Raw genomic sequence first — 14,797 nt, 5'->3', positions numbered from 1 at the left:
ACCCGTGACCCTTGCCATCGTCCCGTCCGAGACGTCCCCCGTGCCCCTGTCCGACCTCGTGGCGCGGGACGCGCGTGAGTTCGGGGTCTACGCGCGGACCGGAGGATGGGCCTTCGGCCTGATGGTGGCGCGCAGCGTGCGCCCCGGCGGCCAGGGCGCGGACGAGACGCCGAAGGTGTCGGCGAAGGAGTTCGCCGAACTCGCCGGCTGCTCGCCCGAGCGCGTCATGCGCTACTACAAGGCGTGGGACAAGGCCGCCGACGACGGTCTCGTCCCGCACTTCGAGGCGCTGTCCCCGGGCCAGGAGGTGGAACTCCCGGACGCCGACGTGTGGCTGGGTTACTACGTCTCCCGCAACAGCGCCACGTCCGAGCGCGGCACCGCCATCGCCGAGGCCGCCGAGGCCGAGGGCATCCGTCCGACCAAGGCGCTGGAGGTCGCCGAGAACCCGACCGCCCTGCGCGCCGCCATCCTCGCCGACCCCTCCACCGCCCGCGCGGCACGCAGCGCCCTGCTGGACCGGCTGAAGGAGGACCCCGAACTCCAGGCCGAGTTGGCGCGTGACGTGGTACGCACAGACGACCTCAAGAAGGCCGTCGCCACCGAGAGCCGGGCGGCCGACCGGATCGGATACGTGCGTCAGATCGCCGAGTCCGGTCAGGTCAGGACCCCTGCCGGGCAGACGATCGACGCGCCCGTCGACCTCCGCCAGGAGGCAGAGCGTCATCTGTCGCTCCTGGACGAGCTGGAGGAGGACGAGGACACCGGCGAGTGGGCGACCGAGGCGTACGACACCATGAAGTCGCTCGTCGTCGAGGTCGTGGAGGCCGATCCCGAACTGCGCGTCCAGGAGCGGCGGACGAAGTTCTACAGCAGCCTGCAGAAGGCGACGAAGGTGTTCGAGGAGCTCACCTTCGACGACGCCCAGGACTTCTACGAGGACGACATGGTCCAGCGCCTGGAGGAACTCCAGAACGCCATCGCCACCTGCATCACGTCGCTGCGAGGAGCCCGCGGGATTCACCCGGAGGGCTGAGCATCTTGTGCAGGACGGGGGTACTAGAGGTCTCTAAAACTGGTTCCTTCCGGAGGCCCTCTAGTGAACACCATCGTGCACAAGACTCTCGTCGTGCAGCTCCAGGCGGGCGCCACGGACCGCTTTCCGGTTCTCGCACACCTGAGCTACGACGCGGCGGACCCGTTCGCCGTCACCGTGGTGTTCAGCCATGACGGCCGGGTGCTGGCGCGGTGGCGGCTGGACCGGGAGATGCTCACGGCCGCCCTCGCCCGCCCGGTCGGGGTGGGCGACGTACGCATGCGTCCCGTCTCGACCGGGGTCTGGGAGGAACTGCGCCTCGAGTTCCTCGGCGACGCCCGCCCCGACGGCGGCCGTCAGTGCGCGGTGGTCTTCGCGTGGGCCCCGGCGCTCGCGACCTTCCTGCGGGAGACCCGCGAGGTCGTGGCACCGGGGCGGGAGGAAATCCGGATCGACGACTTCCTCCAGGACGTCTTCGCCGGCGGCTGACCCGGGCGCCGCCGGGCGTGACACCTCAGCGTGCCGCGTCGCCCGGCGGCGTCACTTCAGCGAGTTGCGCTGCCGCACCACCATCGGGATGAGGAACCAGCACAGCAGGTACCAGGCGACGACTCCGGCGACCAGCCACGGCACGTACCCGTCGTGGGTCGCGACCCGCAGGATCAGCAGCAGCGCCGACGTCATGGTGGCGAGCAGGAGCAGCAGGCCGACGAAGGTCAGCCGGGAGGCCCACACGACCGCGTGGGGTTTGACCCGGTGCCCCGACACCAGGCGGTGCAGGGACACCGGGCCGATCAAGGCACCCGTGGCGGCGGCGCCGAGGACGACCGTGACGAGGTAGATGGTCTTGTTGGTGTCCGTGAGGTCCTCGTACCTCGGGGTGAACACGACGGTGAGCAGGAAGCCGAAGAGGATCTGCACGCCCGTCTGGGCGACCCTCACCTCCTGGATGAGCTCCGCCCACTTACGGTCGGCCCTCTCCTCCTCGGTCTCGTCGCGACCCGTTCTGTTGGTGTCCGCTGTGCTGCCGCTGGCCGACAAGCTTCCTCCCTGGCCCGATCGAACGCTGCTTTCGTTCTTGTGCACCGTGTTCCCTGTTTCAAGCGTTTCTGACCGGTCGCGACAGCGGAGAAAGGGACCCGAGGGATCGTGTTTGCGACGGAGCCGAACGGCAAACCGGACCCCATGACGGATTCGGACAAGGAAACGAACAAGAAGACCACCACCACCGCTTCGGCCACGGCGTCCAAGGCGCGGCAGAACGCCGACAAGGCGACCGCCCCCGCCACCCGGACCGCCCGGGCGGCGGCCACGAAGACCGACGAGGCGGCTTCGACCGCGAAGGCGGGAGCACAGCGTGCGGCCGACGCGACGAGCGCGGCCGCGCAGACGGCGGCCAGGAGCGTCGAGGTGAGCCGACAGGCGATCGTCTCGGCCTCCGGGCAGGTCGCCGCGGGCGCCAAGACGGCGTGGACGGTGCTCAGCCACCGCAAGCTGGTCGCCGCGGGCGTCGGAGCGGGCCTCACCGTGCTGAGCGCCGCGTCCTTCGCGGCCGGCCGCCGTTCGGAGCGGCACACCTACGGGCCGGTCACCCGCCTGACCGGCGGCCGGCTCTGAAGGCCCAAGGCTCCACGGCTCCGCGGGCCTGAGAACGTGACGGTCCGCGGATCCGAAGGACCACCGCCCTGAGAGCCGGTCTCCTCGCGGCTCGGGCGCCAACCGGGGGCGGGCGGCTGTTTCAGCGATCACCGGGCGGTTACACGGAGCACGAGCGGCCGTGGACCACGCGGTGCACCCGCGTCAGCCGTCCGCCCCGCCCCCAAGACCCCGACGATTCGAGGAGTCCCGTTGACCACGCCCGGCACCGAACTCACTGTCACGCTCTCCGGCGGAAGCACCGCCGACGCCCAGAAGGTCGTACGAGCCCTGGAGCCCGCCTTCGGCGCTCCGGACAAGCTGCCGAGCGACGAGAACGCCACCGTCCACACGGCCACGTTCGCCGCCGGTGCGGGCGGGCCCGGTCAGGGGGACGTCGGCCGCCTGTCCGCCCCGGTCACGGTCACCGTGCAGGGCGCGCCGGAGGTCGTCGAGAAGGCGAGCGACACACTGACGCGCGCCTTCCACGCCGACGACCAGGGGACCGCGTCGGGCGACCAGGAGCAGGAGCGCCAGCTGGTGCTCAGCCCCTGACCCGGCCCGGTCGGGCTACCAGCGGCCCTCCACCTGGTCCTTGATCCGCCGCTCGTACAGCTCACGGATCGCGCTGAGCGTCGCCTCCGAGAGCTCCGGCAGCTTGGCGGCGGCGGCGTTGGCGCGCGCCTGTTCGGGCGAGCGGGCGCCCGGGATCACCGTGGTCACGCCGGGCTGCTGGATGATCCAGCGCAGCGCCAGCTGGGCCGGGGTGTAGCCCTCGGGGGCGAGCGCGGCGAACTCCGCGGCCGCCTCGACGCCGGTCGTGTAGTCGACGCCGGAGAAGGTCTCGCCCTGGTCGAAGGACTCGCCGTGGCGGTTGTAGGTGCGGTGGTCGTTCTCCGGGAAGACGGTGTCCTTGGTGTACTTGCCGGACAGCAGGCCCGAGGCGAGCGGCACACGCGCGATGATGCCGACGCCCGCCTCCCTGGCCGCGGGCAGCACCTCAAGCAGGGGCTTCATCCGGAACGGGTTCAGGATGATCTGGACGCTCGCCACGCCCGGCCGGGCGATCGCGGTCAGCGCCTCCTGGCAGGTCTCCACGCTGACGCCGTAGGCGGCGACGCGCTCCTCCTCGACGAGGGTGTCCAGGGCGTCGAACACCTCGTCGGTGGAGTACACGGGAGTCGGCGGGCAGTGCAGCTGGACCAGGTCGAGGCGGTCGACGCCGAGGTTGCGGCGCGAACGGTCGTTCCACTCCCGGAAGTTGTCCAGGACGTAGTTCTCCGGGATCTGGTCGACGCGGCGACCCATCTTCGTGGCGACCAGCACATGCAGGTCGGGCCGGCCGCTGAGGAAGGCGGCGATGGTCTGCTCGCTGCGTCCGTCGCCGTACACGTCGGCCGTGTCGAAGAAGGTGACCCCCGACTCGGCCGCCGTCTCCAGCACCGTCAGGGCTTCCTTGTCGTCGACGTCTCCCCAGTCGGCACCCAGCTGCCAGGTGCCGAGGCCGACGACGGATGCGTGCTGCTGCGACCTACCGAATGTGCGCTCGTCCATGGCGTCAGTCTGTCACCCGGCACCACCTCGCGCGGAACCGGCCGCTCCGACCCGACACCGGCGCGTCATTCACTCACACGAGTGATAAGACTCCAGGGAAGACATGCACGTGTCAACCGGCGCCTAGCGTGACCACGTGACTGATCGTTCAGCAAGCAACTTCCCTCCGGTGCCACCGGCAGACCGCGTAGGTGCGGAAGACCCGCAGGACCCGTCCTGGACCCGCCGCGGCTTCCTCCGCTCCGCCGCCGCCCTGGCCGCAGTGCCCGTGCTGCTGGCCGCCGATCCGGCCGTCGCCGCCGCGGAGTTGCCGGACTTCCCGGCGGCTGTCGCCCTGTACCGCTCGGCGTACCGCAACTGGGTCGGCGAGATCACCGCCGACGGGCTGTGGGCCTGCGCGCCGGAGAACGGCGAGCAGGCGGCCGCCGTCGTCAACTGGGCCTGGCGGCACGGCTGGACGGTACGGCCGCGGGGATCCTCGCACGGCTGGTCGCCACTGACGGTCGAGGAGGGGACGCCCTCGGACGCGCGGGTCCTCCTCGTCGACACCGCCTCCCGTCTCACCGGCCTGGCCCTGGAGTCCGCCTCGTCCGTCCGGGCCGGCACGGGCGTCACCATGGAGGCGCTGCTCACCTATCTGGAGGGGCACGGGCTCGGCGTCACGGCGGCGCCCGCTCCCGGTGACCTCACGCTCGGCGGTGCCCTGGCCGTCGACGCGCACGGCACCGCCGTACCGGCCGAGGGTGAGCGGCGGCTGCCCGGGCACACGTACGGCTCGCTCAGCAATCTGGTGCTGTCGCTGACGGCGGTGGTGTGGGACGAGGACGGCGGCGCCTACGTCCTGCGGACCTTCCACCGCGACGAGGCGGACTGCGCGGCTCTGCTCACCCATCTCGGGCGGACCCTGGTCACCGAGGTGGTGCTGCGGGTGGGGGCGAACACCAACCTGCGCTGTGTGAGCCGGGTGGACATTCCCGCGGGTGAGCTGTTCGCGGCACCCGGGGAGGAAGGACGGACGTTCGCGAGCTACCTGGAGGAGTCCGGGCGGGTCGAGGCGATCTGGTTCGCCTTCACCGAGTTCCCCTGGCTGAAGGTGTGGAGCGTCTCCCCCACGAAACCGCTCACCTCACGGCGCGTCACGTCGCCGTACAACTACCCGTTCTCCGACAACGTCCCGACCCTGGTGGCGGACCTGGCGGGGCGGATGGTGTCGGACGCGGCCTGGTACCTGGCGCCGGTGCTCGGCAACGCGCAGTACGACACGGCCGCGCTCGGACTGGTGGCGACGCTGTCCGCCGACATCTGGGGGCCCTCCAAGAACACCCTGCTGTACCTGAAGCCGACGACGCTGCGGGTGACGGCCAACGGGTACGCGGTGCTGACCACCCGGGACCAGGTGCAGCGGGTGGTGTCCGAGTTCACCTCCCACTACCGCGAGCGGCTGACGGCGTACGCGGCCCGGGGTCGCTTCCCGGTCAACGGCACCGTCGAGATCAGGGTGACCGGCCTCGACGAACCGGCCGACGCGGACCTGGTGGGCGCCCGCGCCCCGCTGCTGTCGGCGCTGCGGCCGAGCGAGGAACACCCCGAGTGGGACACGGCCGTGTGGCTGGACGTCCTCACCCTGCCCGGCACCCCGTACGCGGAGATGTTCCTGCGCGAGATCGAGCTGTTCCTGCTGGACGCCTACGACGGCGGGCACGCCCTCACCCGGGTCGAGTGGTCCAAGGGGTGGGCGTACACGGACGAGGCGGTGTGGAGCGACGAGGAGGTGATCGGCACGGTGGTGCCCGCCTCGTTCGGTGAGTCCGCCTGGGGGCAGGCGGCCGGGACGCTGGACCGGCTCGACCCGCATCGCGTCCTCGGCAACGGCTTCCTCGACCGGTTGTTCCGCTAGCGCGTGGCGCGTGGCTACTTGCGGGAGGCCAGCGCCCTGGCGTGCACGGTCCGTGCCACCTTCGGTCCGAGCCAGCGCTTGAACCTGCGCAGCGCCTCCAGCTGCCCGGCCGCCCTGTCGATCCGGTAGTACAACCGGGGCGGTACGTGGGGCAGCAGAGGCGAGTGGCGCTGCCCGAGCAGGGCGAACATCTGGTCCGGGGGCAGGCTGATGTAGCGCGGCAGGTTCTCGTACCACTGGGCGCTGTAGCGGGCGGCGCTCTGGATCGACAGCAGCTGCGACCTCCGCTCGCGCTCGTAGTGGGCGAGGGCGCGCGGTAGTTCGGCGTGCTCGCCCAGGGCGCCGGCCAGGGCGACCGCGTCCTCCAGCGCGAGGGTGGTGCCGGCGCCGACGGAGTAGTGGGTGGTGTGGGCCGCGTCGCCGAGCAGCACCAGGTTGCCGCGGTGCCAGGTGCGGTTGGTGAGCGTGCGGAAGTTCAGCCACTGGGCGTCGGCCCGGTCCGAGGAGCGGCCGATCAGGGGGTGGCCGTCCAGTACGTCGGCGAAGAGCTTCTCCAGTACGGCGAGACCGTCGGCCTCGTTCGCCTCGTCGAGGCCCAGGCCGCTCCAGGTCTCCGGCGCGCACTCGACGACGCAGGTGCTGCGCTCGGGGCCGAAGGCGTAGCCGTAGCACCAGATCCAGCCGTGGTCGGTCTCGACGAACGCGAAGGTGAAGGCGTCGAAGACCTGGGTGGTGCCGAGCCAGATGTAGCGGTTGCGCCCGGTCCTGATCTCGCTGCCGAAGTGGTCGGCGTGCCGGGTGCGCAGCGCGCTGTGCACGCCGTCGGCCGCCACGACGAGGTCGGCCTCGGGGAGGTTCCCGTCCGTGATCTCGTGCGCGAACTCCAGCCGTACGCCCAGGGATCGGGCCCGTCCGGCGAGGATCTCCAGGAGGCGGTGCCGGCCGATGCCGAAGGCCTCGTCACCGCGGTGCCGGGTCGCCAGGTCCCGGACGTGCGCGACGCCCTCGCTCCAGCGGACCGAGTGCTCCTCCAGGGCGCGGGCCGATTCGGGGTCGTACGTGTGCAGTTTGTCCAGCAGTCCACGCCAGTACGTCACTCCCCAGCCGTAGGTGGAGCCTTCCTGGTCGCGTTCGTGGACGGTGATGTCGTGGGACGGGTCCTGTCGTTTCAGCAGGATCGAGAGATACAGGCCGGCGGGCCCGCCGCCGACGCAGGCGACCTTCACACGCACTCCTGACGGTTACTCAAAGCGGTTGATTGGCAACGCAGGGTAGCAGGCGGGGGATGTCGTCGACGGCCTTCCCGATCACGCCACTTTCAGCAGGTGAGCCACGCCACGGGCGCCCCGCCCGTACGCCAAAGACCATCGAGAACGCGGCTGCCGCGAGAAGGAATTCCCCCTTCCGGGGCGGGACGAGCCCTCCCGAAGCAAGATCAACTTTGTTCAATCTTGTATGACATGTGGGTAATTGTCTGGATCGGAGCCAACCGGCCTCGGGGGATTTCTCCCGCTCTCCACCCGACCGATAGGCATGCGGAGTCGTAACCGAGCATTTCCCGCATCCCAGGAGGTCCCCCATGCCCGAACTCAGTCGCCGCCGGGCACTCGCCGCCGCGGCCGCCCTCGCCACGGCGGCCGGAACCCAGGCCGCCGCCGCACAGGGCGCGTTCGCCGCCGACCCTCACTCCCACCACGGCGCGCCCGCCTCCTTCGACGAGGTCTACAAGGGCCGCCGAATAGTGGGGCGCCCCTCCGCCGGCGGCGGTCATCACCACGGCACCGGCTACGCCGTGTTCATCGACGGGGTGGAACTGCACGTCATGCGCAACGCCGACGGCAGCTGGATCAGCGTCGTCAGCCACTACGACCCGGTCGCCACCCCGCGTGCCGCCGCCCGCGCCGCCGTCGACGAACTGCAGGGCGCCGCACTGATGCCCTTCCCCGCCAACTGACCTGCCCCGCACCTCCCTTGGAGACCCGCACATGACCGTCCGCAAGAACCAGGCGACCCTGACCGCTGACGAGAAGCGCCGTTTCGTCGCCGCCGTCCTGGAGCTCAAGCGCAGTGGCCGCTACGACGCCTTCGTCACCACGCACAACGCCTTCATCGTGGGCGACACCGACAACGGGGAACGCACCGGGCACCGTTCGCCGTCGTTCCTGCCCTGGCACCGCAGATTCCTCCTGGAGTTCGAGCGTGCCCTGCAGTCGGTGGACCCGTCGGTCGCGCTGCCGTACTGGGACTGGAGCAGTGACCGTTCGACGCGGTCCTCGCTGTGGGCGCCGGACTTCCTGGGCGGCACCGGGCGCAGCCGGGACGGGCGGGTGACGGACGGGCCCTTCGCCGCCGACTCCGGCGCCTGGCCGATCAGCGTCCGCATCGACGGCCGTACCTACCTGCGGCGTTCGCTCGGCACCGGGGTGCGGGAGCTTCCGACGCGGGCCGAGGTGGAGTCCGTCCTGTCCATACCGACGTACGACATGGCCCCCTGGAACAGCGCGTCGGACGGTTTCCGCAACCATCTGGAGGGCTGGCGGGGCGTCAACCTGCACAACCGGGTCCACGTCTGGGTCGGCGGCCAGATGGCCACCGGTGCCTCCCCCAACGACCCGGTGTTCTGGCTGCACCACGCGTACGTCGACAAGCTGTGGGCCGAGTGGCAGCGCAGGCACCCCGGGTCGGGTTATGTGCCGACCGCCGGGACGCCGGACGTGGTCGACCTCGGCGAGACCATGAAGCCGTGGCACGACACGCGTCCCGCGGACCTGCTGGACCACACCGTCCACTACACGTTCGACACCGACTGACCTATCGCCGACGGGGTTTGCCCCGCAGGTCACGCGGTACCCGCGCGCCACAACACCCGAAGTCCCCATGAAGACGAAGGAGGGAAATCCCTTGTCGAAGGTCGAGGAATCCATCGAGGTCTCCGTCCCGGTGCACACGGCCTACAACCAGTGGACGCAGTTCGAGACCTTCCCCGAGTTCATGAGCGGGGTGGAGCGCATCGAACAGCGCACCGACACCCTCACCCACTGGGTGACCAACGTGAACGGCGTGCACAAGGAGTTCGACGCGGAGATCACGGAACAGATCCCGGACGAGCGGGTCGCGTGGACGACCATCGCCGGGGAGGCCAAGCAGGCCGGTGCGGTCACCTTCCACCGGCTCGACGAGAGCCACACCAAGGTGATGCTGCAGATGGACTTCCATCCGGACACCATCACCGAGAAGGTCGGCGACAAGCTCGGGTTCGTGACGCGGCAGGCCAAGGGTGACCTGGAGCGCTTCAAGAAGTACATCGAGGAGCGCGGCCAGGAGACCGGCGGGTGGCGCGGCGCGGTGATCTGACCGGCACAGCCGTGCCGCGGGCGCGGTGATCCGGCCCGCGCCCGCGCGGGCTACCCGGCCGCCGCCGTGCGGCACTCCGGGTGGCCCCAGCCCTGATCGTTCTTGGCGATGGGTTCCCCGGCCGCGTAGGTGCGCCCGCACAGACAGCGGCCGGGGAACTTCGCGTTGATCGTGCGGGCGGCGCCGCCGCGACCGCCCGACGGTTTCGAACCGCCGGGCCGCTTGCGCGGGGCTCGCGCGGCCGGCGCGTCGGGGGCGGGCGGCGGCTCGGGGGAACCCAGCTCGCTGCCCGCCGCCTCCTGCGCGGTCGCCGCCTGGCTGGCAGCCCGGTCGGCGAAGTCGTTGAGCGGGTCACCGTCCACCTGGTGGGCGGGCACGTAGCGGAACTCGACCGAGCGGCCGTCGAGCAGTTCGTCGATGCGCACGACCAGCTCCTGGTTGGCGACCGGCTTGCCGGCGGAGGTCTTCCAGCCGTTGCGCTTCCAGCCGGGCAGCCAGGTGGTGACGGCCTTCATGGCGTACTGCGAGTCCATCCGGATCTCGAGCGGTACGCCGGGGTCGGTCGACGCCAGCAGGCGCTCCAGCGCGGTCAGTTCGGCGACGTTGTTGGTGGCCTTGCCCAGTGGCCCGGCCTCCCAGCGGTCCGGTGTCTCCGCATCGTCCGCGACGACCCAGGCCCAGGCCGCCGGTCCCGGATTTCCCTTCGAAGCCCCGTCGCACGCGGCCACCACACGTTCACGCATGCGCCCGATCATGCCATGGCCGCGCGGGGCGTCCGGACGTCGCTCAGGAGACGTCCGTGAGCTGCGGCATCTCTCCCTCGGTCTTCGAGACGTCGATCACCGAGAAACTCGCGCCCTGGGGGTCGCTGATCGCGGCGAACCGGCCGAACGGGGTGTCCATGGGGCCGAACCGGAGCACGCCGCCGAGCTTGGTGGCCCGCGAGACGGCCTCGTCACAGTCGTCGACGGCGAAGTAGACGTTGATATAGGGCGGCACCTCGGGCGGGAACTCGTCCGTCATCCTCATCCGGCCGAGGATCATGTCGCCGTCCACCTCGAAGAGGCGGAAGTCGACCCCGTCGTCCTGCATCTGCTTCGCGGTGTACGGGAAGACGGCCGGGAAGAACGCGTCGGACTTCTCGGGCTCGCGGGTGAAGACCTCGGCCCAGCAGAACGCGCCGGGCTGCTCCGGCGGTGCCTCGAACCCCTCGTGGACGCCCGCCTGCCACACGCCGAAGACGACGCCGCTGGGGTCGCGGGCCAGGCACATGGTGCCGAAGTCGCCGACCTGCATCGGCCCCATCAGTACCTCGCCACCGTTCTCACGGATCCTGCCGGCCGTGGCCGCCGCGTCCGGGGAGGCGAGGTACAGGCACCACTGCGACATCCCCTCCTGGCCCGGCATCGGAGGTACGACGGCGGCGACGGCCTTGCCGTTCGCGTAGGCCTGGGTGTAGTTGCCGTACTCCGACGACGACTCGCCGAAGGTCCAGCCCAGGACGTCGCCGTAGAAGCTCTTGGCTCCCTCGACGTCGCTGAACATCGCATCGGCCCAACAGGGGGTTCCCTCAGGTTGTACGGCCATGACTGCGGCCTCTCCGATTCGGTGGGTGGTGCGTTTCCGGTGGTGCGTTTCTGGTGGTGCGTTTCCGGTGGTCCGTTTCCTCACGCTAGCCATGCGCCCGCCGGACCGCGCGTCGAACGGCCCGGCCCGTGTCGGAGGGGACAGAAGAGGTCACCTCCCACGGTCGTGGGTCTTCCGCCCGGGGCCCGGCTGTGCTTGCCTGGGGAGCCGTTTCGGTGACCGGGGCGGGAGTGGTCGGATGCGCAGGGCGTGGGTCGTGGGAACGCTGCTCGCCGGGCTGATGCTCGGCGCGTGCACGGATCCGTCCTCCGGTCCGGAGGGGGCGCCTCCCCCGCCCGACGTGCCGGCCTCGTCGCCCACCACCGAGCACCGGCGGCCGGCCGCCTCCGAGCGCCCCCCTGTGAAGGCGCCCACCGTGCTGTACCTCGGCGACTCCCTCGCGATGGAGAACCAGCGGGTGCTCGGCCGGGAACTGCGCCGGGACCTGCGCGCGAAGTACACGAGTGCCCCCTACTCGGGGACCACGCTGTGCGACTACCTCGAGGGCACCAAGGCGCGGTCGCTGGTACCGGACCGGGACAAGGCGGCCGCCCTGGTGCGCTCGCTGCGCCCGGACTACGTGGTCCTGCAGTTCTGGGGCAACGCCTGGGGCTACACCTGGTGCATGGACGGGATCACGCACAACGCCTCGCCCGGCGAGTACTTCGAGCGGTACGCCGCCGACGCCGAGCGGCTCACCGAGCAGATCGCCACGGCCGGCGGGGCGAAGCGGCCGAAAGTCGTCTGGGTGCTGCAGGGCCCGGACCCGCTCACCCCCGACCGGATCCGGCGGGTGAACGACCTCTACCGGGAGCGGGCCGCCGCCTCGGGCGACCTCGTCGCCGACGCCGGGAAGACCGTCAGCCCCGCCGGCGCCCGTCAGAGCTGGGTCCAGTACCTGCCGTGCACCGCCTACGAGCGCGAGCACCCGGACTACTGCACCCAGCCCGACCGGGACCGTACCGCCCTCCACCTCGACAAGGACTACCTGCACTTCTGCCTGGCGCCCACGACGGCCGAACCGAAGCCCTGCCCGGTCCGCTCCCCCGGCATCACGCGTATCGCCCGGGAGATCACGCGGGTGGTCGGCGAGAGCCTGCGCGAATAGGAGCTCACCCGCCGGCGGCCGCCTTCTCCAGCGCGGCGATGTCGATCTTGCCCATCGTCATCATGGCCTGGGTCGCGCGGGCGGCCTTCTGCGGGTCGGGGTCGGTGGTCAGTTCGACGAGGCGGTCGGGGACGACCTGCCAGGACACGCCGTACCTGTCCTTCAGCCAGCCGCAGGGGCCGGGCTCGCCGCCGCCCTCGGTGAGCTTGGTCCAGTAGAGGTCGACCTCGTCCTGGCTCTGGCAGAAGATCATGAAGGAGACCGCCTCGGTGAACTTGAACTGGGGGCCGCCGTTGAGCGCGAGGAACCTGTGGCCGTTGGCCGTGAACTCGACGGTCATGACACTGCCGGCGGCCTGGGGCGCTCCCTCGGGGTAGCGCGCGATCTTGCCGATACTGGAGTTCTTGAAGACCGAGACGTAGTGGTGGGCCGCCTCCTCCGCCTGGCCGTCGAACCAGAGACACGTGGTGAATCCGTCGGTGGTCATGAGTACCTCCTGGGTGTGGAACGCGGTCATCTGTGTCGACCGCTCGCACGCGCGGAACTCATCGGTCGCCCGACCACCAATCCAGGTGGCCAATACATCGTTCGGAACTACCATCGCCACCATGACGTCTTCGCCCGCCACCGGCGGCATCCGGCCCTTCCGCATCGACATACCGCAGAGCGACCTGGACGACCTGCACGACCGCCTCGACCGGGCCCGGTGGCCGGACGAGCTGCCGGGGGTGGGCTGGGCGTACGGCGTTCCGTCGGACTACCTGCGCGAACTGGTGCGGTACTGGCGGCACGAGTACGACTGGCGGGCGGCCGAGACGCGGCTGAACGCTTGGCCGCAGTTCACGACCGGGATCGACGGCGCGCAGGTGCACTTCGCGCACATCCGCTCCCCCGAACCCGACGCCACCCCGCTGATCATCACGCACGGCTGGCCGGGGTCGATCGTCGAGTTCCTCGACATCGTCGGGCCGTTGACGGACCCGGCGGCCCACGGGGGTGACCCCGCCGACGCCTTCCACGTCGTGCTGCCGAGCATCCCCGGCTTCGGGTTCTCCGGGCCCACCCGGGAGACCGGCTGGGAGGCGCGCCGGATCGCCGACGCGTGGGCCGAGCTGATGACGCGCCTGGGCTACGAGCGGTTCGGCGCGCAGGGCGGCGACTGGGGCGCCGCGATCTCCCGCGAGCTGGGACGCGTCCACCCCGACCGGGTCATCGGCATCCACCTCAACCTGCTGCCCGGCGCCCAGGCGGCCACCGAGCCGACCGCCGAGGAGCTTTTGGCGCTGAGCCCCGAGGAGCGGGAACGCACCCTCGCCTCCTGGCACCGGTGGGACAGGTGGTTCCGGGACGGGACGGGCTACTTCCACGTGCAGTCCACCCGGCCGCAGACCCTGTCGTACGCGCTCACCGACTCGCCGGTCGGTCAACTCGCCTGGATCGTCGAGAAGTTCCGGGAGTGGACGGACAGCGTCGAGCTGCCCGAGGAGGCCGTCGACCGGGACCTGATGCTCACGAACGTGATGCTCTACTGGCTGACGGGGACGGCCGGTTCCTCCGCCCGCGTCTACTACGAGCGCGCCCACGCCACCGGAGCGCGGATCGCCGCTCCGCACGAGCCCTCGACCGCCCCGACCGCGGTGGCGTCCTTCCCGGGCGACCCGCAGATTCCGCTGCGCCACAAGGCGGAGCGGACGGAGAACATCGTCCGCTGGACGGAGCTCGACCGGGGCGGGCACTTCGCGGCGATGGAGGAGCCCGACCTGCTGGTGGACGACGTGCGCGCGTTCTTCCGGCACCTGCGTGACAAGGGCGTCCGCTGACCCGGTAGGGGCCTTGGCCGCCCGCTCTGCCCGTGGCGAATCTGCCGCGGGCAGAGAACCCGGCCGCGGGCACCGTCCGCGGTCAAGAGTGGACTCGACGGCATCCCCGCCACCACGAGGAGAAACCGATGACTCCACTCGCCACGCTCGCTCCGCGGGCCGAGGAGGGCGACACCCCGCCCACCCGGTTCGACGACCACCTGGCCGCCCAACTGCTCGGCCGGCGCATCGTCCTCCTGGGCACCCAGGTCGACGAGGTCTCCGCGAACCGGGTCTGCGCCCAGCTGCTGATCCTGTCCGCCGAGGACCCGCGCACCGACATCAGCCTGTACGTCAACAGTCCCGGCGGTTCCGTGCACGCGGGCCTGGCCATCTACGACACGATGCGGCTGATCCCGAACGACGTCTCGACGCTCGCCATGGGCTTCGCCGCGAGCATGGGCCAGTTCCTGCTGAGCGTCGGCACGCCGGGCAAGCGGTACGCGCTCCCCAACGCGCGGATCATGATGCACCAGCCGTCGGCCGGTATCGGTGGCACCACCGCGGACATCGAGATCCAGGCGGAGAACCTGGAGCACACCAAGCGGACCATCGAGCGGATCACCGCGGAGCACACCGGGCAGAGCCCTCAGACCATCTCCCGCGACGGCGACCGCGACCGTTGGTTCACGGCCGAGGAGGCCCTGGAGTACGGCATGGTCGACCGGGTCGTCACGTCCCTCGAGGACGTCCGCCCGGCCGCCTCGAAACGACGGATGGGACTGTGA

Annotated in this window: 17 protein-coding genes; 11 read left to right on the top strand and 6 right to left on the bottom strand. The window is 70.8% G+C overall.

Going from position 1 to position 14,797, the window contains the following annotated elements:
* The first annotated feature begins 4 nt into the window (after positions 1-4).
* Both AQJ84_RS09645 and AQJ84_RS09640 read left to right on the top strand, forming a co-directional pair.
* Complete coding sequence (locus AQJ84_RS09645) at positions 5-1,036, top strand: hypothetical protein (RefSeq protein ID WP_030045528.1); 1,032 nt, start codon at positions 5-7, stop codon at positions 1,034-1,036.
* A 63-nt stretch (positions 1,037-1,099) separates the two neighbouring features.
* Positions 1,100-1,525: an SsgA family sporulation/cell division regulator gene (locus tag AQJ84_RS09640; protein ID WP_030045527.1), complete on the top strand. Its 426-nt coding sequence runs from the start codon at positions 1,100-1,102 to the stop codon at positions 1,523-1,525.
* A 51-nt stretch (positions 1,526-1,576) separates the two neighbouring features.
* Here AQJ84_RS09640 and AQJ84_RS09635 read toward each other — a convergent pair whose 3' ends face one another.
* Positions 1,577-2,077 carry a DUF6328 family protein gene (locus AQJ84_RS09635; RefSeq protein ID WP_030045526.1) on the bottom strand — a complete coding sequence of 167 codons (501 nt, stop codon included), beginning with the start codon at positions 2,075-2,077 and terminating at the stop codon, positions 1,577-1,579.
* A 144-nt stretch (positions 2,078-2,221) separates the two neighbouring features.
* Here AQJ84_RS09635 and AQJ84_RS09630 point away from each other — a divergent pair, with 144 nt between their 5' ends.
* Together AQJ84_RS09630 and AQJ84_RS09625 are read left to right on the top strand one after the other, a co-directional pair.
* Entirely contained in the window at positions 2,222-2,653 is a 432-nt protein-coding gene (locus AQJ84_RS09630) for a hypothetical protein (RefSeq protein ID WP_030045525.1), read from the top strand.
* Between the two features lie 231 nt (positions 2,654-2,884).
* On the top strand, positions 2,885-3,226 hold the full coding sequence (locus AQJ84_RS09625; protein WP_030045524.1) for a hypothetical protein: 342 nt from the start codon (positions 2,885-2,887) through the stop codon (positions 3,224-3,226).
* A gap of 15 nt (positions 3,227-3,241) precedes the next feature.
* Here the strand turns inward: AQJ84_RS09625 and AQJ84_RS09620 are convergent, their stop codons facing one another.
* Positions 3,242-4,225 carry an aldo/keto reductase gene (locus tag AQJ84_RS09620; protein WP_030045523.1) on the bottom strand — a complete coding sequence of 328 codons (984 nt, stop codon included), beginning with the start codon at positions 4,223-4,225 and terminating at the stop codon, positions 3,242-3,244.
* A 169-nt stretch (positions 4,226-4,394) separates the two neighbouring features.
* Here AQJ84_RS09620 and AQJ84_RS09615 point away from each other — a divergent pair, with 169 nt between their 5' ends.
* Positions 4,395-6,122, top strand: a complete 1,728-nt coding sequence (locus AQJ84_RS09615) for a cholesterol oxidase substrate-binding domain-containing protein (protein ID WP_053191419.1) — start codon at positions 4,395-4,397, stop codon at positions 6,120-6,122.
* A gap of 14 nt (positions 6,123-6,136) precedes the next feature.
* On the opposite strand, the gene AQJ84_RS09610 is transcribed toward AQJ84_RS09615, so the two are convergent.
* Positions 6,137-7,354, bottom strand: coding sequence for an FAD-dependent monooxygenase (locus AQJ84_RS09610; protein ID WP_030045521.1), 1,218 nt, complete (start codon positions 7,352-7,354; stop codon positions 6,137-6,139).
* 347 nt (positions 7,355-7,701) lie between these two features.
* Here AQJ84_RS09610 and melC1 point away from each other — a divergent pair, with 347 nt between their 5' ends.
* From melC1 to AQJ84_RS09595, 3 genes are all read left to right on the top strand, one after another.
* On the top strand, positions 7,702-8,076 hold the full coding sequence (melC1, locus tag AQJ84_RS09605; RefSeq protein ID WP_053191421.1) for an apotyrosinase chaperone MelC1: 375 nt from the start codon (positions 7,702-7,704) through the stop codon (positions 8,074-8,076).
* Positions 8,077-8,107: 31 nt separating this feature from the next.
* A complete protein-coding gene (gene melC2 / locus AQJ84_RS09600; protein ID WP_030045519.1) occupies positions 8,108-8,932 on the top strand; it encodes a tyrosinase MelC2 in 825 nt (274 codons plus the stop codon).
* A 91-nt stretch (positions 8,933-9,023) separates the two neighbouring features.
* The gene (locus AQJ84_RS09595) at positions 9,024-9,476 is read left to right on the top strand and encodes an SRPBCC family protein (RefSeq protein ID WP_030045518.1); all 453 of its coding nucleotides are present in this window, start codon (positions 9,024-9,026) and stop codon (positions 9,474-9,476) included.
* Between the two features lie 50 nt (positions 9,477-9,526).
* Here AQJ84_RS09595 and AQJ84_RS09590 read toward each other — a convergent pair whose 3' ends face one another.
* Both AQJ84_RS09590 and AQJ84_RS09585 read right to left on the bottom strand, forming a co-directional pair.
* Positions 9,527-10,231, bottom strand: a complete 705-nt coding sequence (locus AQJ84_RS09590) for a ribonuclease H family protein (RefSeq protein WP_030045517.1) — start codon at positions 10,229-10,231, stop codon at positions 9,527-9,529.
* 31 nt (positions 10,232-10,262) lie between these two features.
* Positions 10,263-11,063: a VOC family protein gene (locus tag AQJ84_RS09585; RefSeq protein ID WP_078632485.1), complete on the bottom strand. Its 801-nt coding sequence runs from the start codon at positions 11,061-11,063 to the stop codon at positions 10,263-10,265.
* A 238-nt stretch (positions 11,064-11,301) separates the two neighbouring features.
* On the opposite strand from AQJ84_RS09585, the gene AQJ84_RS09580 reads away from it, so the two are divergent.
* On the top strand, positions 11,302-12,210 hold the full coding sequence (locus tag AQJ84_RS09580) for an SGNH/GDSL hydrolase family protein (RefSeq protein ID WP_030045515.1): 909 nt from the start codon (positions 11,302-11,304) through the stop codon (positions 12,208-12,210).
* Between the two features lie 4 nt (positions 12,211-12,214).
* Here the strand turns inward: AQJ84_RS09580 and AQJ84_RS09575 are convergent, their stop codons facing one another.
* Entirely contained in the window at positions 12,215-12,697 is a 483-nt protein-coding gene (locus AQJ84_RS09575; protein ID WP_030045514.1) for a VOC family protein, read from the bottom strand.
* A gap of 121 nt (positions 12,698-12,818) precedes the next feature.
* Between AQJ84_RS09575 and AQJ84_RS09570 the strand changes: the two genes are divergently transcribed.
* Positions 12,819-14,030, top strand: coding sequence for an epoxide hydrolase family protein (locus AQJ84_RS09570; RefSeq protein WP_030045513.1), 1,212 nt, complete (start codon positions 12,819-12,821; stop codon positions 14,028-14,030).
* A 128-nt stretch (positions 14,031-14,158) separates the two neighbouring features.
* Complete coding sequence (locus AQJ84_RS09565; RefSeq protein WP_030045512.1) at positions 14,159-14,797, top strand: ATP-dependent Clp protease proteolytic subunit; 639 nt, start codon at positions 14,159-14,161, stop codon at positions 14,795-14,797.

This window comes from Streptomyces resistomycificus (assembly GCF_001514265.1).
GTDB lineage: Bacteria > Actinomycetota > Actinomycetes > Streptomycetales > Streptomycetaceae > Streptomyces > Streptomyces resistomycificus.
This window is presented reverse-complemented; position numbering and strand designations above follow the sequence as displayed.